A 21,780-nucleotide genomic window follows, 5' to 3' on the forward strand; every position below is an offset into this window, starting at 1 on the left:
ATTTCGCAATACCGCATGGCGGCCGGGCGGCGCGCGTGCGGTATTTTTTTGCAACATTTTCGGCTATTATGGTATAGTTTCGTTGTATAGCAGGTCATGTCAGGGGAGTCGAAACTATGTTTGAACGGCTGTTGCCGAATTTGCGCCTTAATTCTGTATACGATCTTGATATCGAAGCGCTTGCCCGCCGCGGCATCAAAGGGATTATTACCGATCTCGATAATACGCTCGTCGGTGCGAAGGAGCCAAGCGCTACGCCGAGGCTGATCAAGTGGTTGGACAAGCTTCGCGAGCACGGCTTCAAGGTCGTCATCGTTTCCAATAATAATGAAACGCGCGTCTCGCGGTTCGCAGAGCCGCTAGGCATTACATTCGTGCACGCCGCACGCAAGCCGGCTAACCGCGCTTTCAAGAAAGCGCTCCAGATGCTCGATCTCGCAGAAGATCAGGTAGCCGTACTAGGCGATCAGATGATGACGGACGTGCTTGGCGGCAATCGGCTTGGCATGTATACAGTTCTCGTGCTCCCGATTTCGCCGAAGGACGAGGGGATCGGGACCCGAATCAATCGGATCATGGAGAGAATCGCGCTCAGAAGCCTGCGCAAAAAGGGTTTATGGTATGAGGAGGAAACAAATTGACAGTAACCGAACAATCAGGTTCATGCGCCGGTTGCGGCGTCAAGCTGCAGTCATCGGATAAGGAGAAGTCGGGCTACATTCCAGTTTCTGCGGCCGAGCGGACACCGGCAATATGCCAGCGCTGCTTCCGGATCAAGAATTATAATGAAGCATCGTCCATTACGATCGATCAGGACGATTTTCTTCGTCTGCTAGGCGGGATTGCGAATACGGACAGTCTCGTCGTTCATATCGTCGATCTGTTCGACTTCGAAGGCAGCGTTATTTCCGGCTTACAGCGTTTTGTCGGTAACAACCCGGTACTGCTCGTCGTGAACAAAATCGATCTGCTGCCAAGAGCGGTCAATCATAACCGGATTCTGAACTGGGTGCAGCAGCAGGCGAAGGAGGCGGGCCTGAAGACCGTCGAGGTCGTCTTGTGCAGCGCTAAGCGCAATATCGGGTTCGACCGCGTGGTCGATGCGATCGAATATTATAGACGCGGGCGCAACGTATATGTCGTCGGCGCGACGAACGTCGGCAAGTCGACGCTGATCAACCGGATCATTCACGACTACAGTGATCTTGATGCGGAACTGACGACGTCCCGCTATCCGGGCACGACGCTCGACGCGGTTCATATTCCGCTCGACGACGGCAAGTCGATCATCGATACGCCTGGCATCGTCTACAGCCACCGGATGACGGAGATCGTGCCTCGCAGCGTTCTGCAGGCGATCTTGCCGGACAAGCCGATCAAGCCTCTTGTCTATCAGCTCAATGAGCAACAGACGATGTACGTCGGCGCGCTTGCCCGGTTCGATTTCGTGTCGGGTGAACGCCAATCGTTTACGCTGTACATTTCGAACGGACTTGAAGTACACCGGACGAAGCTGGAACGTGCGGACGAGCTGTGGGCGGATCACAAGGGCGTCCTGCTGTCGCCGCCGACAGCGGAAGAGCTGGCGGACATGCCGGCTTGGACGCGCCATTCGCTTCGTATTCCGCGCGGCGGTGAATATGACGTATTCGTCTCCGGTCTTGGCTGGATGCGTGTGAATGGCATGACCGGCGCTCTCGTTGACGTTTATTTGCCGAAAGGCATTAAGGTGCACGTTCGCCGTGCGCTGATCTAAGGGAGATGAGCACGATGACGGCATCTGCAGGATTCAAGGCGGACGCGGCTCAGCGCGTGGACAGCCATACGGTGCTGTTCGGCGTCATTGGCGATCCGATTCGCCATTCGAAGTCTCCGATCATGATGAACCGGGCATTCCGCGAGACAGGCGTGAACGGCGTATACACCGCTTTTCATATTACGGCAGATAAGCTCGGAGACTTCGTGGCAGGCGTTCGCGCGATGGGCGTGCGCGGCGTCAATGTCACGATCCCGCACAAGCTTGATATTATGAAGCATGTGGATATCATCGATGAATCTGCCGCAGCGATCGGCGCCGTCAACACGATCGTGAACGATAACGGGGTATTGACCGGCTACAACACGGACGGTATCGGCTATGTCCGTTCACTGAAGGAAGAGGCGGAGCCTGTGCTCGCGGGCAAGCGTATTGTCGTGCTCGGCGCGGGAGGCGCCGCCCGTGGCATTGTCTATGCACTGACGAAGGAGTCGCCGGCATCGATCACGATCGCGAACCGGACAGAGCAGCGTGCGGTCGAGCTAGCCGCCTCGATGAGGGAGCGGGCGAATGTGATCGGCGTATCGAACGACCGGTTGCAGGAAGTTTGCGAAGAGGCGGATATCGTCATTAATACGACATCGACGGGCATGTATCCGAACGTCGACGAGTCGCCGGTCGATGCAGCTTGGCTGCGGCCAGGGGCGGTAGCATCTGATATTATTTATAATCCGATGAAGACCAAGTTTCTGCACGAAGCGGAGCAGGCCGGCTGCCGGATTCACGGCGGTCTCGGCATGTTTATTTATCAAGGCGCGTATGCGTTCGAATATTGGACGGGACAGCCGGCGCCGGCTGCTGCTATGCGCGAGGTTGTGCTGGAGGCGCTCCAGCCTTAACCTGCTAAACCGATGGATGATACAAACATTAACGAACGCGTCAACATATAGAAAGAAGGTTTATACGATGTTAACAGGCAAACAGAAACGGCATTTGCGCTCACTCGCGCACCATTTGAATCCAATCTTCCAAGTAGGCAAGGGCGGAACGAACGAGCATATTATGAAGCATATCGAAGAAGCGATCGAGACTCGCGAATTGATCAAAGTATCCGTGCTTAACAACTGTGTGGAAGATCCGAAGCAAATCGGGCAAGAGCTGGCCGAAGGTTCGGGCTGCGAACTCGTACAGGTGATCGGCAAAACGATCGTGTTGTACAAAGAGTCGCGCGATCACAAGACGATCGTGCTGCCGCGTTAAGGCACTTGCACACGCTTAAGCGGATGACGGAAGGAGCTCAGCAAGGCGAATGAGTCGGAACAGACATATCGGCATTATGGGCGGAACGTTCGATCCGATTCATGTCGGACATTTATTAGCCGCAGAAACGGCGATCGACACATGTTCCCTTGACGAAGTGTGGTTTATTCCGACGAACGTGCCGCCGCTGAAGGAAAGCGTGCAAGGCGCGGACGCGGAGACACGACTGCGTCTTGTGCGGCTCGCCATTGCCAGCGAGCCGAAGTTCAAGGCTGAATCGATCGAGTTGGAACGCGGCGGCGTCAGCTATTCGATCGATACGGTCAGTGAGCTGGCAAGCCGGAATCCTGATTGTACGTTTATGTACATCATCGGCTCCGACCGAATTCATGACCTGCCGAAGTGGCACCGGATCGAGGAACTGGCGTCTATCGTACGGTTTATCGGCGTGGAACGTCCCGGCGAGCCCGTTGATCTTAAGCGGCTGCCGGAATGGATCCGCGAGCGTGTTACGCTTGCCCAGATGCCGCCGATGGGCGTATCGTCCACGGATATTCGGCGCCGCCGCAGCGAGGGACGGTCGATTCGGTATTTGGTTACGGAGCCCGTCTATTCCGAAATCGTGAAGGAGGGGCTGTATGAATCGCGAAGAAATGATTGAATCGGTCAAGGCGCAAATGCCGGAGCGAAGATGGCTGCATGTTCAAGGCGTCATGGAAACGTCGGTTGAACTGGCCAAGCGGTTCGGTTCAGATCCTGAGCGCGCGGAGCTGGCGGCCATCCTGCACGATGTAGCGAAGTATTGGCCGACAGAGCGGATGGGCCGGATCATTCGGGAAGAGCAGCTTCCGCAGGAACTGCTTGAATATGATAAGGAACTGTGGCATGCGCCTGTCGGTGCGCTTGTGGCGGAACGCGATTATGGCGTAACCGATCCGGAAGTGCTGGATGCGATCCGCTACCATACGTCGGGACGTATTGGCATGACGCTGCTTGAGAAGATCGTCTGCCTGGCCGATTATATGGAGCCAAGCCGCGAATTTCCTGGCGTGAATAAAATTCGCACCGAGGCCGAGCATAGTGTGGAGAAGGCGCTGCTAGCCGGTTTTGATTCCACGATTACGTTTTTGATAGAAAAAGGCAAACGAATATTCCCGCTGACAGTGTCGGCGCGTAATGATTTGATTCGTCAATTACAGGAGGCTGAAGAATGACGGTTAATTCAGATAAACTTTTAGAAGCGGCGGTTGCAGCCGCAGAGGAAAAGAAAGCTTCGCGCATCGTTGCGCTGAACTTGAAAGAAATCTCGCTCGTTGCCGACTATTTCGTTATTTGCTCGGGTAACTCGGACGTGCAGGTGCAAGCGATTGCGACCGAGATCCGCAAACAATCGGAGATGCTCGGCGTTCGCGTACGCGGCATTGAAGGGATGGATTCGGCACGTTGGGTGCTGATCGACCTTGGAGACGTTGTCGTACATGTGTTCCACCGGGATGAGCGCGATTACTACAATCTCGAGCGGCTTTGGTCCGACGCGAAAGTTGTGGAGCTCGCATGAGTCTAATCGCCGGTACGATCGTTCGGCTGCGGGTGGCGCGCGAAGTGTCACCCTATGGCTTCTTTGTAACGGATGGGACGCAGGACGTTCTATTGCATTACAGCGAAATCGTTGCGCCGGGCGGGGTCAAAATAAAGCCAGGCGACGACGTGGACGTCTTCCTGTACTTCGATACGGATGACCGTCTTTCGGCTACGATGCGCAAGCCGTTTATTACGCTCGGCGAGATGAAGCGCCTGCGCGTTGCGGATATTCATCCCCGTCTCGGTTGTTTCCTCGAGTTCGGCTTAGGCCGGCAGCTGCTGCTGCCGCTGTCCGAGCTTCCGGAAAACCGTGATTTCCGTCCGCTAGTCGGCGACGAAGTGTTCGTCGTTCTGCAGAATGACAAGCAAGGACGGCTGATCGCGAAGCTTGCGCGGGAAGAAGACTTCCAGAGCCATATCTTCCGCGCTCCGTCGGACTGGCGGAACCGGTGGATCGAAGGCTGGGTAACGAAGACGCTGCAGATGGGCTCCTTCGTGCTGCTGGACGGAGGCGTACTTGGCTTTGGCGCATTCGGCATGATTCCGTCTTCGGAACGGAACCGTACGCTTCGGCTCGGCGAGCGGGTGCGTGCCCGCGTGACGTTCGTACGCGAAGACGGCCGGGTTAATCTGTCGCTGGTCGAGCGTAAGGAAGTCGGCATGACGGAAGATTCGGACCGCATACTAGCGTTTCTAAAAGAGCGTCCAGGCGGCGCGATGCCTTACTCGGATGCGACAGAAGCGGATCTTATCAAGCAGCGGTTCGGGATCAGCAAGTCGGCGTTCAAGAGAGCGCTCGGCAAGCTCATGCGCGACCGGATCGTGACGCAGGAAGGAAATTGGACGAAACTCGTGGATCCGGCACAGGCATCAGCTTCCGCTCCGCCGGAAGGGCAATCGTAATGATGGCCTCCTACCGCCAGTTCGCTACGGTGTACGACCGTCTGATGGAGAATATGCCTTATGCCGATTGGCTGCGGTTCGCGCGAACGGTATGGGACAGAGGGCAAATGCCGAGATCGGTCGTCGACCTCGGCTGCGGCACAGGCAATCTGTCGATCCCGCTGGCGAAGTCAGGCTTTGATGTGTATGCCATCGACCTGTCGGCCGATATGCTGACGATCGGAAGAAGCAAGTGGGATGAGAGTCCGCGCCGCGCTTTGCGCGAGAGCAACGGCTCGATCCGCTGGCTGCAGCAGGATATGCGCGAATGGGAGCTGCCGGAGCCTGTCGACACCGTCATTTCATTCTGCGATTGTTTGAACTATCTGACGGAGGAAACAGACGTTGAAGCGGCTTTTCGCGCGACGTTCCGGGCTCTTAAGCCAGGCGGCATGTTTATGTTCGACGTCCTGCCGCAGCAGCAGTTGCAGCGCTATGCGGAGCAACAGCCGTTCACACTCGACGAGCGTGACGTTGCCTACATATGGACATGCGAGTGGGATGAAGCGACATATGAAATCGAACACGCGTTGACGATATTCGCCCGCGATGAGCATGATGCTGCTGGACGGTTCATGCGGATCGAAGAGACGCATGTGGAGCGCGCGTACGAGTCCCGTTGGATCGTCGATGCCTTGAAGCGCTCCGGCTTCGCTCGCATCGAGCGGTATGCCGATTTCAACACCGTTCCGTTAACGAACGAGGCTCCGCCATCTGCGGAGCGGCTGTTCTTCGTAGCAGTGAAGTAGCAACGCTCGCGAGCACTTATACCGATAGGGAAGCAAAAAGCCCCGGCATCCGCCGCACCTCTTCGATTAAGAAGGGAGCGGCGAATGCCGGGGCTTATCGCATGACTGGCTTCAACTTGACCGGTTACCCGATATGTTGAAGCTGATCTTCGTAGTCGCCGATCTTCGCTTTGAATTGTTCTTCAAGCCTAGGCAGATGGCGCTTCATGCAGTTGCAGTAGTAATCTTTGCGACATACGGGGCATGGAATGTTCAGCAGGCGCGCGACGTCGACCAATTTCCATTCCGGATCTTTCTTCAGAAAGAAGCGGGTACGCGAGTTGTCATCGAGTGTAACGATGAGCTGATAGATTTTTTCTTTGTTGTTGTAATCCCCGGAGTCCTTGATATCGACAATGACCGGATTAAATGACATTTCACATACCACCTGTCTATATTGTTGTACAAGGTCTACACGATAGAATAGCTTGATATGCGTATCTCTGTCAATGATTTGGCGGCAATTGTCACGATTTTCGTGATTGGAGCCGGAATGCTGCGAAAGTCTTTCGTATTAGTATACCGTTTATTGTACCTTTCTATTCAACCCCGCAATCCTTCTTAGGCCAAATGGAATTGGCCGATGGCTGCGTTTATTGACATCTCACCGGGCTTCTCCTATAATCAATTTTATATATGTGAGATCCTTAGTGGATCATGACAACACAGGCATTGAAGAGGAGCAGTACTCGAGGACGTATGCTTCAGAGAGCCGGCGGATGGTGCAAGCCGGTGCTTACGCACGAAGAATCTCGCCTTGGAGCCGCAATGTGGAGAAGTGCCGGATGCATGCTTGCAGGCCGGACTTGCGATACATTGCCGTCTCGCCCGCGTTAAGGGAATAGAGTGAGCGAAGGCGAAGAACGTCTGCGCTAACTAGGGTGGTACCACGGGAATAATAACCTCTCGTCCCTAGCGATTATACGCTGGGACGAGAGGTTTTTTACATGTTTGACAGTCGCGAAGGGAGATTTCCGATTATGAGCCAAGACAACCACAATCAACAACAGGGTTATAACCCGCTCGTTATCGAACCGAAGTGGCAGCGCTTCTGGGACGATAATAAAACGTTCGCTACGACAGAGGACGCGAATAAGCCGAAATTTTATGCACTTGATATGTTCCCATACCCGTCCGGAGCCGGCCTGCACGTCGGCCATCCGGAAGGCTACACGGCTACCGATATCGTATCCCGCTATAAGCGGATGCGCGGCTATAACGTGCTGCACCCGATGGGCTGGGACGCGTTCGGTCTTCCTGCCGAGCAGCATGCGCTCGATACGGGCGAGCATCCGCGCGACATTACGGTGAAGAACATCAACAACTTCCGCCGTCAGATCAAATCGCTCGGCTTCTCGTACGACTGGGACCGCGAGTTCAGCACGACCGACCCGGACTATTACAAATGGACGCAGTGGATTTTTATCCAGCTGTATAATAAAGGTCTCGCTTACGTCGCGGAAGTGCCGGTGAACTGGTGCGAAGCGCTCGGAACGGTGCTTGCGAATGAAGAAGTCATCGACGGCAAGAGCGAGCGCGGCGGACACCCGGTTGTCCGCAAGCCGATGCGTCAATGGGTACTGAAGATTACGGAATATGCGGAACGTCTGCTGGAAGATCTCGATGAGCTCGACTGGACGGAAAGCATCAAAGAAATGCAGCGCAACTGGATCGGCAAATCGACAGGTGCGGAAGTGACGTTCGCGATCGACGGAACGGACGAATCGCTCGTCGTATTCACGACGCGACCGGATACGCTGTTTGGCGCAACCTACTGCGTTCTGGCGCCTGAGCATGAGCTCGTGGCGAAGATTACGTCCGCAGAGCAGAAAGCGGCGATCGAAGCGTACCAAGAAGTTGCTGCGCGCAAGAGCGATCTGGAGCGCACCGACCTCGCGAAGGAGAAGACGGGCGTGTTCACGGGCGCTTACGCGGTAAATCCGGTCAGCGGCGAGAAGCTGCCGATCTGGATCGCGGACTATGTATTGGCCGGCTACGGAACGGGCGCGATTATGGCCGTACCGGGCCACGATACACGCGACTGGGAATTCGCGAAGCAATTCGGCCTGCCGATCGTCGAGGTTATTAAAGGCGGCGACGTGACAGCGGAAGCGTTCGCGGGAGACGGCGAACACGTGAACTCCGGCTTCTTGAACGGCCTTGGCAATGAGGCGGCAATTGCGGCAATGATCGAGCATCTGGAAGCGAAGGGCTTCGGCAAAGGCAAGACGACGTACCGTCTGCGCGACTGGCTGTTCAGCCGCCAGCGTTATTGGGGCGAGCCGATTCCGATTCTGCACCTTGAAGACGGCACGATGAAACCGGTCGCGGAATCGGAACTGCCGCTGTTGCTGCCGGACGTTGATGCAATCAAGCCTTCGGGAACGGGCGAGTCGCCGCTGGCGAACGTTACGGAATGGGTGGAGACGATCGATCCTGAGACCGGCATGAAAGCGCGCCGCGAGACGAATACGATGCCGCAATGGGCGGGCAGCTGCTGGTACTACCTGCGGTTCATCGATCCGCACAACGAGAACGAAATTTGCTCCAAGGAGAAGCAGCGCGAATGGCTGCCGGTCGACCTGTACATTGGCGGCGCGGAGCATGCGGTTCTTCACTTGCTGTATGCTCGTTTCTGGCATAAGGTACTGTACGATATCGGCGTCGTTGATACGAAGGAGCCGTTCTATAAACTGGTGAACCAAGGCATGATCCTCGGAACGAACAACGAGAAGATGTCGAAGTCGCGCGGCAACGTTATCAACCCGGATGTGATCGTGAACGAATTCGGCGGCGATACGCTGCGGATGTACGAAATGTTCATGGGACCGCTGGAGGCAACGAAGCCGTGGAATACGAGCGGGGTCGAAGGCATGTACCGGTTCTTGAGCCGGGTATGGCGCCTGTTCGTGAACGAGGACGGCGCTCTGACGTCCAAAGCCGTTGACGGCGAAGGCAGCGAGGCGTTCAAACGGACGTGGCACCGGACGATTAAGAAAGTTACGGAAGATTTCGATAATCTGCGGTTCAATACGGCGATCAGCCAGCTGATGATTTTCGTCAATGACGCTTATAAAGCCGATACACTGCCTCGTCAAGCGCTCGAGCACTTCGCACAAATGCTGTCGCCGCTCGCTCCGCATATCGCTGAGGAGCTGTGGGAGAAGCTCGGTCATAGCGGTTCCATTACGTATGTACAATGGCCGCAATATGACGAGGCTTGGACGGTCGACCAAGAGGTCGAAATTGTCGTTCAGGTGAATGGCAAAATCGCCGACCGCGTCAGCATCGCAGCGGACACGGAGGTCGACGAGATGGAGCGTCTCGCTAAGGAGCTTGATAAAGTTAAGCAAGCGATCGAAGGCAAGACCATTCGCAAAGTGATCGCCGTCAAAGGCAAGCTCGTCAATATTGTCGCGAACTAACGCCCAAGTTTAACGACGGGCGCAACCGAATAAGCCGGCTCTGAAGAGGTGAGCGGCCCGTCACGCTAAAGAATAGCGTGTTACTGGCCGTTCACCTCTTCGCCGTATAAGGAGGAAGCTACTTTGCCCGCATCTTCTTTATATTTGTCATGGGTTGTTCGGATAAGCCGGTTGAACATCCCGTCGCAATCGATTTCAAGCGATTCGAGCGCTTTGGCGGTAATGCCGCCCGGTACGGCGACGCGCTCTTGGATATGTTCGGGCGTCATACCGCCCTCCGTCAGAAGCCGGCCAGTGCCGAGCAGCATTGCGCTTGCAACGGCAAGTGCGTCGGAACGCCGAATGCCCGTCTCTCTTACGGCGGCATCGACGAATTGTTGGATGAAATAGGCGAAGAAGGCAGGACCGCAGCTCGAAAGATCCGAGACAATGCGCGTATATTGTTCGTCGATCCGGATCGGCTCGCTAATATGACGGAGCAGCGCTTCCAACCGTTGCTGGTCCTCGGCGCTCACACGGCTTCCGTACATGCACAGTGTGGCACCGCTGCCGACATGATTCGTAATGCTCGGAATCATTTTGGCCGTTTTGCATGGCAACCAGTCTTCGAGCTGTGAGAGCATGACAGGACTTGTAATCGACACGACAAGCTGTTCGGGCCGGAGGCTTGCGCGAATGTCGCTCAGTACGCTGCGGAACTCATGAGGCTTGATGCACAGGAAGACGATGTCCTTCCCTTTGGCTGCTTCGACGTTGGAAGCTTCGACACGAAGACCCGGATATAAGTCGGCCAAGCATTCCACTTTGGCTATCGTCCGGTTACTGGCCGCGATCTGTGACGGCTTGAGTGCGCCGGACGTTATGAATGCGCCGATGAGCAGGCTGCCCATGCTGCCAGTACCGATAAACCCGACATTCATCGGAACCCCTCCCTTGCGACTTGGATTGTACGATGCGTTGTCGCCCATCATGCAATAAATCGACATTATGATTTGCTCTTACTACACTATGCGAGAGAGCGCGGCCATCATACCGTTTATTTTTGCGGTACGGGACCGATGTGGTTTAAGTACTTTAGCCTTACAGGCCAGATACATGATTGGAGGTTGTGACCGGATGGCAGATTTACGGGCAGCAGGAATGCGGATGAAGTTTGCGCTGTTATGTGCAGCGGCGGGCGTTCTGCTTATTGGTTTGGGCATGTGGAAGCATCAACAAATGCAAACGGATCAGTGGCAGCCGCTCAACGGACAGTTGAATGAAGCGCTGGTTGCCGCAGAACAACAGCACACGTCTGTTCAATCACTTGGCGGCGAGAATCGTTCTGGGGATTCGGGACAGCAAGGAGCCGCAACCGTAAAGGCAAGTGAAGATGCAAAAACCAGCCCGGGAGCAAGTGTTGAAAGTGCCAACAGTGCCAGCACTGCCGGCGCTGTTGGTTCAATAGACGATCGCTCTGAACAATCCCTGGACGCTGGTGCCGTTCCCGTTCATCCAGGAGCAGCTGATTCCGATACGCCTGCTCCATCAGGAACAACTGTATCTCCTGAAGCGGACGGGAGGCTCGATCTGAACCGGGCGACCGCCGAGCAGTTGGACGAGCTCCCGGGGATCGGACCAGCCAAGGCGGCTGCAATTATAGCAGACCGGGAGGCGTCCGGCCCATTCCGGTCTGTCGACGATTTGGCGCGGGTGAAAGGAATCGGACCGGCAATCGTCGGGAAGCTGCGGGACTCGGTTGTCGCACTGCCCTAAATGTGCGACAATATTAGGCAGCAGAAGACGGCGGATCACGTGCGGTTCGTTCGTCGCAAGGAAGAAAGGAATGACCGACGATGACGATGGCAGGCAGCGATGCGTCCCGCAAAGATTGGGACACTTATTTTATGGATATCGCCTATATGGTTGCAACGCGTTCGCGCTGTAATCGAAGACATGTAGGAGCGGTGTTAGTGCAGGGCAAGAAGCTGCTCGGAACCGCATATAACGGTGCGCCGATGGGTGTAGAGGACTGTCTGGAAGCAGGCTGTATGATCGTGGAAGAGTACGAGCTTTCATCTGCGGGCGGAACAGAACAAATGATCAAGAAGGAGCGCTGCATCCGGACGATTCATGCCGAGCAGAATCTGTTGTTGTTCACGGACCGTAACGACCGCGAGGGTTCAACGGTATATGTGACGGATCAGCCGTGCTGGACATGTGCCAATATGCTCGCTAACAGCGGCATTAAAGAAATTGTATACCACCGCTCTTATCCGAAGGACAGCGAGAAAGTCGGAACGCTCATGAACCGCAAAGGAATTGTATTCCGTGTCATCGATCATTACGAGCCGCCAGCGAAGACAGCTCGTGCCGTTATATCGTAGTAAGGCAAAGAAGGAAGAACCTTCTGCGCAGCCGCCCGTTAATGCGGGCGATTGTGCAGAAGGTTTTTTTATTGCGGCTCGTTCGCCGCAGATGGGGAGGCACTATGTATAGAAGGCCGATTATTGGGATAGCTGTTGGGTGGACGGCGGGCATTGCGGCTGCCGGTTCGTCTTTTGCTGTCTTTGGGTTGATTGGTGCTGGCATGGCTTGGATACTCGCGGCAGGTGTGTTGGCGAAGCGGATGTCTCTTATTCTTGCCGTTTGCGTTGTGCTTGTCTATTGCGCCGGAGGAGGTTGGGCGCAGTGGATGCAGATCCGGACGGGCACTTCGCTGCCGGATTTGCGCGAGGCTGTGAACGGGGCCTATCCTCCCGTCACCTACGAGGCGAAAGCGGAAGGGACGATTGGTTCCGCCGTTGAGATTGACGGAGATGCGGTTACTTTTAAGCTTAAAGCCCGTAAGGTCCATTTAGCTGTCGAGCCGTCAACTCGAAAGGTTCAGGAAACGGTTCTCGTCCGAATCAGGCTGCTGACGGAAGCCGAACAGCTTGTTGCAGCCGGTTGGAGGAGAGGAGACAAGGTCCAGATATTCGGCGAATTAGAACGGCCGGCAGGGGCTTCGAATTTCGGAGGCTTCGACTACCGGCGATATTTGGATAACGTTCAGCATATTCATTGGCTGCTCAGGGTGAAGGGCGCCCAAGCAGCTTCTGTTGAAGGAGGAACGCTTGCTTCGGCCGATTCGGTGCTAGGACGTATCGACGATGCACGTGAGTGGCTTGGCGGCCGGCTGGAACGATTGTATCCTGCGGATCAAGCCGGTTATATGAAAGGGCTGGTCATCGGCAGCAGCAGCGATTTGGATCCCGATGTATACCGCCGGTTCGCGGAATTGGGCTTGACGCACATATTAGCCATTTCGGGTATGCATGTCGCAGTTTTCCTGTATGTGCTGAACGCAGGGCTGCGGCTGTTTCGGCTGACCCGCGAACGGACGCTTCTTGCGCTGGCGCTGGCAACGCCAGTCTACGTCCTGCTTGCCGGCGCCTCGCCGTCTGTCGTACGTGCCGGGGCGATGGCAGTAATCGGCTTGCTTGCAGCCCGGTACAACCGGCTGAAGGATGGCATGCATCTGCTTGCTGCGTCCGCCATTCTTATGCTTCTCTGGAATCCGGCTTATGTGCATGATATCGGCTTTCAGCTTTCCTTTCTGGTCACAGCGGGGTTGATTCTAGGCACAGCCCCTTTGAGGTCGGTTATGCCGCAATGGAAGCGAATGAAGACGCTGCTTGATCTTGCGGCTGTGACGATCGTCGCTCAACTGGTGTCCTTTCCGGTTACGATCTTCTATTTCAACCAATGGAACCCGCTGTCGATCCCTGCCAATTATGTGTTGGTTCCGTTCATTAGCTTTATTGTAATGCCGCTTGGCGCAGCATCGATGGTTGCCGAACCGCTTTGGCCCGCTGGAGGACAAGGGATGGCGTATGCGGCTTCGCTGTTGAACGAAGTAACTTACCGGCTCGTGGAATCGGTCGCGAGCTTGGATAGCTGGCAGACCATTTGGCAGCAGCCGCCCATCTGGTGGATGGCTGCGTGGTATGCGGCATTGGCCATGGGCTTGAGAGCGATGCGGGCAATCGGCGAGCATCGGCAGATACAGTCGGCCTCCACCGCAGATCCAGACGTTGTTGATACCGTGCCGCTCGACGAAGGGCTGAAACCGATTGTAAGGGCGGATAGGCTTAAACAAATCCGAACTCTCGTATGCGCCGCAGCGGCAGCCGCTGCACTGCTTATCTATGGTTGGATGCCGTTGGCCTTCGATCGGACAGCCGCAGTCAGCGTATTAGATATCGGACAGGGCGATGCGATTCTGATCCGGACAGGCAGCGGCAAACATATTTTGATTGACGGAGGAGGGACCGTCTCGTTCCGCAAGCAGGGAGAGGAGTGGCGCGATCGCGCCGATCCGTTCGAGGTTGGGCGTAAGGTGCTCGTGCCGCTGCTGAAGCAGCGCGGCGTCCATTCGCTGGATTTGGTCATTGCTACACATTTGGACATGGATCATATTGTTGGCCTCAGAGCGGTCGTCGATTCGGTTCCGGTGAAGCGGATGTGGTGGAACGGCACGATTGACCGATCCGATGCGGCGGCGGATCTGTTGAACGACGCGCTCGATCGGAAAATCCCGTTGTATAGTGCCGAAGCAGGAATGAGCTGGGTGCCGGATAACAGTGCAAAGTTAGACGTATTGTGGCCGGAACGTGCGACGGATGGCACAATCGCGGAAGCTGATGATCAGAACGAGCGAAGCGTGACGGTGCTGCTGACGCTATATGGCCGTACCTTTTTGTTCCCTGGTGACCTTGGACAGCAAACCGAGCAACGGATTACGGCAGGACGATTGTCATTCTGTTCGCGAAGCGGCGATGGATTGGTGAATGCGAGTGATGCGTGCTTGGACGTATTGAAGGCTGGCCACCATGGCAGCAACGGATCGACATCCGAGCAATGGCTTCGTTATTGGCAGCCTGCTTTCACCGTCATATCCGCGGGAAAGGGCAATATTTACCGGCATCCGCATCCGGATACGCTCGCCCGGCTTGCTTCTGAGGGAAGCGGCATCTGGCGCACGGACCGCGACGGGGAAATCCGCTTCACGGTGCAAGCTAATGGCGTCATGTCAATCGGATGGCAGGAACAGAAATGGACAAGGTAATATGGCATAAGCTGTAAATGGCGCCTATGTACGGCGTCTTTTTTTTCTGTTATTCTAAAGGTTAGTTTCATAGTTTAACTCAAAACCCGATAGATGATGACGCAAAGACATACATGGTATACATTACCGTAAAATAAATAAGAACTTCTGCAACCTTTGTACCGGTCATTCCGTCGATAAGGTTGTATGAGAGGGGGAACCTTCATTGGTGGAGCCTAATCTCATAAGAGCGGCTCAATCGGGCGATCGCGATGCTCTCATCACCCTGCTGCGCGAGATTGAAACTCACGTTTATCGGACAGCCTATTATATATTGAATAACGAGCAGGACGCGATGGATGCGGCTCAGGAGGCGCTCATCCGCATTTATACGAAGATTACCTCCTATGAAGAGAAAGCGCAATTCAAGACGTGGATTCAGCGAATCGTTACGAATATTTGTATCGACAAGTTCAGAAGGAACAAGCCGACGATATCGATCGAGGAGCATGAGCTCGTCTTCCGTGAGAAATCGAGTGTCGAAGAGGACGTTATTTCCACTTATGTGGCAGACGATATACGCAAAGCGATCGACATGCTCCCGGAGCATCACCGGGCAGTCGTCGTTCTTCGGTATTTGCAGGATTTTTCTTACAATGAAATTGCAGATTCTCTCGATTTGCCGCTTAACACGGTGAAATCTTATTTATTCCGGGCCCGGCAGCAGCTGCAGACGTTACTACATGAATACCAAAGAGGAGGTGTCCGAGGATGACATGCCAAGAGGTGATGGAATATATGCAGCGGCAGCTCGATGATGATCTGAACGATCACGAAGCCGACGCGTTGACAGCACATACACGTTATTGCTCGGATTGCGCCGACATGTTCGAACGGCTGAAGCGGTTGTCTGCCGAACTAGACAATTTGCCCAAAGTCGTTCCTGCTTTTAGTCTTGTCGATGCTATTATTCCGCAACTGGACCTGTTCGATTCCGAGCGTCAAGAGAGCGGAATTGCTATAGAGTCGAAGTTATTTGAACGTGGAGCAGAACCGGCTGGCGGCCAAGAGACGGAGATTGTACCTATAAGCCGCCGTTCTGCGCGCGGTCGTGAGAAAGGATGGCTGAAACGGATTTCTTGGCCGGCTGTAACAGGCGTTGCCGCAGCCGGACTTGTTGCCGGATTGTTTCTCGTTATGTTCAATCCGACGTCCGCTCCTGACTTGAAGAGCGACTCCGCCTCGATGGAGTCGGCAACCGCATCGTTAGAACAGAAAGACATGAGCGCTGCTGACGGCGCGAAGTCGAAGCAATCTGCCGACGAGGTCCGCATCGAGTCGACGACTGAAGAAAACTCGACCGCATCGAAAGTTCAATCGAAGTCAGTCGCAACGGGTCAGCAGCCGACGGAAGCGCCGAGCAGTTCGGATGTCAACAAAAAAATCGATGTCGTTACGCCGTACGCGGACGTTCCCGGTTATCATATAGAGGATCAATCCGGAACATCTGCGCCGCTTGCGCCGAGCGATGAGGCGACTAGAAACTACAACAGCAATAGCGCCATCACTGGCGCTGGGAGCGCCGGAAGCGACAGTGCCGATGCAGCCGCCGACCGTAAAGAAGTAACCATGATCGCGAAAGACCAATACGGCGAACCGATGGGCATTACGAGCACCGGCAGCTCATCAAGCGCCGACATTTCGAACGTCGTACCGTCGCCGGACGGATCATTATCGGCCGCAATCGTAGACGGAGCCGTACTCGTGTATACATCGCAGGAGGGAACCGTCCAGCTCGACAGCGGCAAGAAAACCGGCACGATAAGCGGGCTGCAATGGTCGGATGACGGCAAAGCGCTGTTCTTCGAAGTGAAGGCAGACGGCGGACAGACGACGCATTACAAGATCGATACGCAAGAATGGACAATTGCGTCGCAATAAGATGAATGGAATCGGCACACTTGCTGATGGCCTTGCGTATAGTATATAGAAGGCGTCAGCGACGGTAACCTTGACGTCGTATGACCATCACCGCGGCGGGGGCCATGGACCCGCACGGATGATGTTTATATAGATGTTCAGGGACAAAGGGATGGAGACCTAATAGCTCCATCCCTTTGTTGACGACTACGGGAATGTGCCGCTTAGTGCAGCGTGTATAGGGGGCAGCAGGATGGAGACGAAGGATATTTATAAAGAATTGAGCAGTGGCCGAATCCGGCCGGTATATGTGGCATACGGTACTGACCGTTACCGGATGGAGCAGTTCGCGACATTGCTGGCGGACAAGCTGTTCAAGCCGGAAGAACGTGAGCTTGGCATCGTCAAGTTCGATACGTCCGAGTCGCCGATTGAAGAGGCTGCTGCGGAAGCCGAGACGTTGCCCTTTTTCGTCGAACGCAAACTGATCGTCATTCGCGACGCTTCCGTGCTTGCAGCAGCGGGCGCTGGCGCCAAGGAAGGAAAGTTGGAGCATCGGGCCGAGCGCATGCTGGAATATATCGACAATCCGGCGGAGACAACGGTCATTTTATTTCTTGTGTATGCGGACAAATTGGACGAGCGGCGCAAGCTTGTGAAGCGGCTTAAGGAGCAGGGGGCGGTACTTGCCTTTAACGAGCTCGATGGACCGGAGCTTCGGCGGTGGGTCGTCCGCAGATCGTCGGAGCAAGGCAGGACGATAACGGAGGATGCTGCCGATCTGCTCGTTGCCCGTACGGGTACGAGATTGCAGCAGCTCGCGCAGGAGACGGATAAGCTATGTCTATATGCTGGTCCAAGCGGCACGATCTCGGCGAAGGACGTTGAGCTTCTGACAGCGTCAACGGTCGAGGAGGACGTGTTCGCGCTCGTGGATGCGATTGCGGGAGTGCAGACAGCAAGAGCTCTTCGTTTGTACCACGAGCTGCTTCAACGCAAAGAAGAGCCGATTAAGATCGCAGCGCTGCTTGCCTCGCAGTTGAGACTGATGCTGCAGGTGAAAGAGCTGTCGGGGCAGCATTACTCTCCGCAGCAAATGGCTTCGCAGCTCGGCATTCATCCGTTCCGGGTGAAGCTTGCCTCTGAGAAAACAGCGAAATTTTCGCTCAAGCGTCTCGGGGAATGTATGGCTGAGCTTGCCGAACTCGATTACCGGATGAAGACCGGACAAGTAGACAAGACGCTTGGACTGGAGCTGTTTCTGCTGTCGTTCGGTCACGGGGTTCAAGCCGGCAACGCCTAGCGCTTATCAAAAAGAAGCTGTCGGACATTGTCCGACAGCTTCTTTAATGTGAAATAAGCAATGAAAAAACGGCTCCCTGTTCCGAAGAACGGGAGCCGTCATTCATTAAGCTTGTGCCGAAAGGGCATTCAGCTTCTTAGCAAGACGGGACTTTTTGCGGGCAGCCGCGTTTTTATGAATCAGGCCTTTCGTTGCCGCTTTGTCCAGCTTTTTCGTCGCAGCGATGAGAGCTGCTTGAGCAGCTGCAGCATCCGTACCGGCGATTGCTTGGTCAGCAGCTTTAACGGCCGTGCGAAGTGCGGATTTTTGCGAAGCGTTCAGTGCGCGACGTTTCTCGCTCGTCTTCACGCGTTTAATAGCGGATTTAATGTTTGGCATCACATTCACCTCCTGTAAAAAGGGAAAAAACCCAATACTGCAACACAACTTAAAATATCTTACCATGGGCTCGCCCAAAAAGCAATAGCGGTGAGCCGAGTTGTACTGATAGGTTTAAATATTTGTCCGCATAGAACGATCCGTGCCATCGCACACTAACGGCAAAAAAGGAAGGGGACGGATAAAGGCATGGAAGATGCACTCGATCTGCGCCGTTATGACGTTTATACCGATCTGGCGCTGGAAGCGAAGGAGATTGCCGAAGCAGCGGGAGGCGGACCGATACCTGGTGTACTGTCCGATTTGCTTGAGGAGGACGGGATTAAAGTGTCGCGCGTGCATGTGCAGACCGATCAAGGATCGCGCGCGATAGGCAAGATGCCTGGCCGGTACGTAACGCTGGAGGTCCCGGATCTTCGCAAAGGCGATACAGGGCTGCAGGACAAAGTGGCGACTCGGTTCGCGAAGGAATTCGAAACCTTTCTAGAGCAAGCTGGCGTTGGCAAAACGTCAAAAATACTGATCGTCGGATTGGGCAATTGGAACGTGACGCCGGATGCGCTTGGGCCGCTTGTCGTCGAGAATGTTATGGTGACGCGGCAATTTTTCGAGCTGATGCCGGATCAGGTTGCGCCAGGCTATCGTCCCGTCAGTGCAGTTGCGCCCGGCGTGCTCGGCATAACGGGGATTGAATCATCCGAAATCGTCCAGGGTATAGTGGAACGGACGAGGCCCGACGCCGTTATTGCAATCGATGCTCTTGCATCCAAAGCGCTTGAGCGGGTCAACACGACGATTCAGATCGCGGATACGGGCATTCATCCGGGGTCCGGTATCGGCAATAAACGGAAAGGAATAACGAAGGAAATACTAGGCGTTCCGGTCATCGCGATCGGTGTGCCTACCGTTGTATTCGCCTCCAATATCGTGAACGACTGTCTGCGGATGCTTGAAGAACATCTCGCTTCACATACCCAGAATGCCGGACCGCAAATTATGGGCATGATGCATCAAATGGCGGAGAACGAGAGACTGCAGTTGGTCAAAGAGGTGCTGCACCCGCTCGGCCACGATCTGATCGTGACGCCGAAGGAGATTGATCAATTCATCGAGGATATCGCGAACATCATTGCAAGCGGATTGAATGCATCGCTGCACGATGCCGTCGACTCTTCGAATGTAGCGGCTTATACGCATTAATTGCGATACCCTAACAGGATTTCGTCAGGCATGACTGCCGGCGAAATCCTATTTTGCTCATTAAGGAGGCAATCGGATGACGCTGTTTCTGATGGTGCTGGTATTGCTGTCGCTGCTGGCTGTGTCGCAAATTGTGAACCGGATCGTACCGGCTGTCCCTGTTCCCATTATTCAGATTGCGCTTGGAGCGCTGGTGACGATCGCGCCTTGGCAGTTCGATTTGGCGTTTCATCCGGAGCTGTTCTTTATCTTATTCATCGCGCCGCTGCTGTTCAGCGACGGCAAACGGACACCTCGCCAGGAGCTGTGGCAGCTGCGCCTGCCGATTCTGCTGCTTGCGGTCGGTCTCGTATTTGCAACGGTGCTTGTCGGTGGATTGACCATTCATGCTCTTATTCCAACGATACCGCTTGCGGCGGCATTTGGGCTTGCGGCGATTTTGTCTCCTACCGACGCTGTTGCCGTATCGGCGATCGCTGCGAGAGCGCAGTTGCCGCAGACTATTCACCGGCTTCTGGAGGGCGAATCGCTGATGAACGATGCGTCGGGTCTTGTCGCGTTCAAGTTCGCCATTGCCGCTGCTGTAACAGGCGTGTTCTCGCTCTGGCAAGCCTCGATTAGCTTTATCGTCATTTCATTAGGCGGCTTGGTCGCCGGAGCGCTGCTCTCGCTCGCGATCATATGGATAAGGGTGATGCTGCGGCGGTTCGGAATGGAGGACGTGACCGTGCATGTGCTGATCCAGCTGTTGACGCCTTTCGTTCTGTATTATATAGCCGAACATTTTGGATTGTCGGGCATTCTGGCAGCCGTCGCTGGGGGAATCGTGCATGCGGTGGAGCAGGACCGGACCCGGTATGCTTCTTTGGAGTTGAAAGTTGTATCCGAGAGCACATGGTCTGTCATGCTCTTTATTATGAACGGCCTCGTATTTGTTCTGCTTGGTTTGCAAATTCCGGATGTCATCTACGCTATTCTGCACGATCCAGCACACAATTCCTCCCAATCTTTCGGGTATGCGCTGCTGTTGTACGGAGAGCTGATTGCGCTTCGGTTCGTCTGGCTGTTGTCCTCGGTACGGCTGACGTGGCCGCTGTTCCGCCACAGCGAGAAGAAGGAGAATATTCACTGGAAGTCGCTCGCCGTCATGTCGGTGTCGGGGGTCAGAGGAGCGCTGACGCTGGCCGGCGCTTTCACGATTCCGCTCGTACTGAATAACGGCTCGGCGTTCCCTGAGCGGAATTTGATACTGTTCTTGGCCGCTTGCGTCATTATTCTATCGCTGGCCGGTGCTAGCATCGCGCTTCCTGTTCTGACTAGAACGGCATCCCGTTCGATGGAAGGGGCGGAGACGGTGGAACGGGAGGCGGAACTGCAGTGTATTTCCGCTGCGATGCGAGCAGTCAAGCAAGCGGGAGAAACGAATCAGCCAGCTGTCGCCGCCGTACTGCTTGAGAACGAAAGACGTGTGGCTGCGATTCAGCGAAACAAAGCGATGTCCCAAGACGCCAAGCAGTACAGGCAGCAGGAGCTGGCGATGCGCAGACTTGGCGTCGAGAAAGAGAAACAATATATCGAGGGGCTGCTTGAGAAGGGGGAGCTTCGAGAAGAAGAGGCCGATGTGCTGCTTACGATCCTTAATCATATTCAACTGTCGTTGACGAGTCATTTGCGTGTATGGGGAAGTATGTTCGCGAAGCTGTTCCGCCGCCTAATTGCGACGTTCGTGCCATTCATGCGGCCGGAGTTCGAGCCTCTGACGCATGTGAGACGGGCGGGAGTGATTAAGCTGCGCCTTCGGTCGGCGGAAGCTGCGATTGAGGCACTGCGCAAGGAACGTACAGGACCGAATCGGGCTGCTGCTGCTAGAGTTGTGCACTATTACAAGCGGATGACAGCGGAGCTGATGAAGCAGCTCGGTTCGGAGGATCTGAGCGAATGCTCGAACGAGGCGCTCAAGGAGCTTGAATTGCTGTGTGTTCAGGCGGAGCGGGATGAACTTCGCCAATTGTTTCAACAGGGCAAGCTGACGCGCAAGCAACTGAATAAACTGCAGATGCAAGCGAGCATTCGCGAAGCGGATATTATGGACAAAAGATGGGGAGTGCCGGAACTCGAACCCTAGCATAATAACCGCAGTTACAATTGCACCGGGCTAA

At 55.0% G+C, this 21,780-nt stretch carries 21 protein-coding genes and 1 other annotated feature; of the genes, 18 read left to right on the forward strand and 3 right to left on the reverse strand.

Translation table 11 applies throughout. The annotated features are described in order from the left end of the window. Positions 1–116 precede the first annotated feature (116 nt). The 9 genes from PKO01S_RS15105 to PKO01S_RS15145 all read left to right on the forward strand — a co-directional run bounded on the left by PKO01S_RS15105 (position 117) and on the right by PKO01S_RS15145 (position 6,288). On the forward strand, positions 117–641 hold the full coding sequence (locus tag PKO01S_RS15105) for a YqeG family HAD IIIA-type phosphatase (RefSeq protein ID WP_127532238.1): 525 nt from the start codon (positions 117–119) through the stop codon (positions 639–641). Then, positions 638–1,756, forward strand: a complete 1,119-nt coding sequence (gene yqeH, locus PKO01S_RS15110; RefSeq protein ID WP_127532240.1) for a ribosome biogenesis GTPase YqeH — start codon at positions 638–640, stop codon at positions 1,754–1,756. The genes PKO01S_RS15105 and yqeH overlap by 4 nt, the downstream gene beginning before the upstream one ends. A 14-nt stretch (positions 1,757–1,770) precedes the next feature. Beyond that, entirely contained in the window at positions 1,771–2,655 is an 885-nt protein-coding gene (aroE, locus tag PKO01S_RS15115) for a shikimate dehydrogenase (protein ID WP_127532242.1), read from the forward strand. A 67-nt stretch (positions 2,656–2,722) separates the two neighbouring features. Then, complete coding sequence (gene yhbY / locus PKO01S_RS15120; RefSeq protein ID WP_127532244.1) at positions 2,723–3,016, forward strand: ribosome assembly RNA-binding protein YhbY; 294 nt, start codon at positions 2,723–2,725, stop codon at positions 3,014–3,016. A 49-nt stretch (positions 3,017–3,065) separates the two neighbouring features. Further along, complete coding sequence (gene nadD / locus PKO01S_RS15125; protein ID WP_127532245.1) at positions 3,066–3,677, forward strand: nicotinate-nucleotide adenylyltransferase; 612 nt, start codon at positions 3,066–3,068, stop codon at positions 3,675–3,677. Further along, positions 3,655–4,230 (forward strand): bis(5'-nucleosyl)-tetraphosphatase (symmetrical) YqeK, encoded by a 576-nt coding sequence (gene yqeK / locus PKO01S_RS15130; RefSeq protein WP_127532247.1) that lies wholly within the window; start codon positions 3,655–3,657, stop codon positions 4,228–4,230. The genes nadD and yqeK overlap by 23 nt, the downstream gene beginning before the upstream one ends. Next, the gene (rsfS, locus tag PKO01S_RS15135) at positions 4,227–4,574 is read left to right on the forward strand and encodes a ribosome silencing factor (protein WP_127532249.1); all 348 of its coding nucleotides are present in this window, start codon (positions 4,227–4,229) and stop codon (positions 4,572–4,574) included. The genes yqeK and rsfS overlap by 4 nt, the downstream gene beginning before the upstream one ends. Further along, the gene (locus tag PKO01S_RS15140) at positions 4,571–5,500 is read left to right on the forward strand and encodes a CvfB family protein (protein ID WP_127532251.1); all 930 of its coding nucleotides are present in this window, start codon (positions 4,571–4,573) and stop codon (positions 5,498–5,500) included. The genes rsfS and PKO01S_RS15140 overlap by 4 nt, the downstream gene beginning before the upstream one ends. Before the next feature lie 2 nt (positions 5,501–5,502). Next, a complete protein-coding gene (locus PKO01S_RS15145; protein ID WP_127532319.1) occupies positions 5,503–6,288 on the forward strand; it encodes a class I SAM-dependent DNA methyltransferase in 786 nt (261 codons plus the stop codon). 124 nt (positions 6,289–6,412) lie between these two features. On the opposite strand, the gene PKO01S_RS15150 is transcribed toward PKO01S_RS15145, so the two are convergent. Continuing rightward, a complete protein-coding gene (locus PKO01S_RS15150) occupies positions 6,413–6,703 on the reverse strand; it encodes a hypothetical protein (protein ID WP_127532253.1) in 291 nt (96 codons plus the stop codon). Positions 6,704–6,990: 287 nt separating this feature from the next. Beyond that, positions 6,991–7,244 (forward strand) — a binding site (T-box leader). Positions 7,245–7,307: 63 nt separating this feature from the next. Here PKO01S_RS15150 and leuS point away from each other — a divergent pair. Further along, a complete protein-coding gene (gene leuS, locus PKO01S_RS15155) occupies positions 7,308–9,752 on the forward strand; it encodes a leucine--tRNA ligase (protein WP_127532254.1) in 2,445 nt (814 codons plus the stop codon). A gap of 80 nt (positions 9,753–9,832) precedes the next feature. Here the strand turns inward: leuS and comER are convergent, their stop codons facing one another. Further along, positions 9,833–10,672, reverse strand: a complete 840-nt coding sequence (gene comER, locus PKO01S_RS15160; RefSeq protein ID WP_127532256.1) for a late competence protein ComER — start codon at positions 10,670–10,672, stop codon at positions 9,833–9,835. 196 nt (positions 10,673–10,868) lie between these two features. Between comER and PKO01S_RS15165 the strand changes: the two genes are divergently transcribed. The 6 genes from PKO01S_RS15165 to holA all read left to right on the forward strand — a co-directional run bounded on the left by PKO01S_RS15165 (position 10,869) and on the right by holA (position 18,043). Next, on the forward strand, positions 10,869–11,507 hold the full coding sequence (locus PKO01S_RS15165; RefSeq protein ID WP_218031483.1) for a ComEA family DNA-binding protein: 639 nt from the start codon (positions 10,869–10,871) through the stop codon (positions 11,505–11,507). 86 nt (positions 11,508–11,593) lie between these two features. Then, the gene (locus tag PKO01S_RS15170; RefSeq protein ID WP_164779625.1) at positions 11,594–12,118 is read left to right on the forward strand and encodes a deoxycytidylate deaminase; all 525 of its coding nucleotides are present in this window, start codon (positions 11,594–11,596) and stop codon (positions 12,116–12,118) included. A 104-nt stretch (positions 12,119–12,222) separates the two neighbouring features. After that, entirely contained in the window at positions 12,223–14,841 is a 2,619-nt protein-coding gene (locus PKO01S_RS15175) for a DNA internalization-related competence protein ComEC/Rec2 (protein ID WP_164779623.1), read from the forward strand. 205 nt (positions 14,842–15,046) lie between these two features. Then, entirely contained in the window at positions 15,047–15,595 is a 549-nt protein-coding gene (locus PKO01S_RS15180; protein ID WP_127532264.1) for an RNA polymerase sigma factor, read from the forward strand. After that, the gene (locus tag PKO01S_RS15185; RefSeq protein WP_127532266.1) at positions 15,592–16,761 is read left to right on the forward strand and encodes an anti-sigma factor family protein; all 1,170 of its coding nucleotides are present in this window, start codon (positions 15,592–15,594) and stop codon (positions 16,759–16,761) included. Before PKO01S_RS15180 ends, PKO01S_RS15185 begins: the two co-directional genes overlap by 4 nt. A gap of 232 nt (positions 16,762–16,993) precedes the next feature. Further along, a complete protein-coding gene (gene holA, locus PKO01S_RS15190) occupies positions 16,994–18,043 on the forward strand; it encodes a DNA polymerase III subunit delta (protein ID WP_127532268.1) in 1,050 nt (349 codons plus the stop codon). A 105-nt stretch (positions 18,044–18,148) separates the two neighbouring features. Here holA and rpsT read toward each other — a convergent pair whose 3' ends face one another. After that, the gene (gene rpsT / locus PKO01S_RS15195; RefSeq protein WP_127532270.1) at positions 18,149–18,421 is read right to left on the reverse strand and encodes a 30S ribosomal protein S20; all 273 of its coding nucleotides are present in this window, start codon (positions 18,419–18,421) and stop codon (positions 18,149–18,151) included. A 189-nt stretch (positions 18,422–18,610) separates the two neighbouring features. Between rpsT and gpr the strand changes: the two genes are divergently transcribed. Together gpr and PKO01S_RS15205 are read left to right on the forward strand one after the other, a co-directional pair. Further along, positions 18,611–19,621 (forward strand): GPR endopeptidase, encoded by a 1,011-nt coding sequence (gpr, locus tag PKO01S_RS15200; protein WP_127532272.1) that lies wholly within the window; start codon positions 18,611–18,613, stop codon positions 19,619–19,621. Positions 19,622–19,697: 76 nt separating this feature from the next. Beyond that, positions 19,698–21,746, forward strand: coding sequence for a Na+/H+ antiporter (locus PKO01S_RS15205; protein ID WP_127532274.1), 2,049 nt, complete (start codon positions 19,698–19,700; stop codon positions 21,744–21,746). The last annotated feature ends 34 nt before the right edge of the window (positions 21,747–21,780 follow it).

The organism is Paenibacillus kobensis NBRC 15729, assembly GCF_004000825.1.
GTDB classification, from domain to species: domain Bacteria; phylum Bacillota; class Bacilli; order Paenibacillales; family Paenibacillaceae; genus Paenibacillus_T; species Paenibacillus_T kobensis.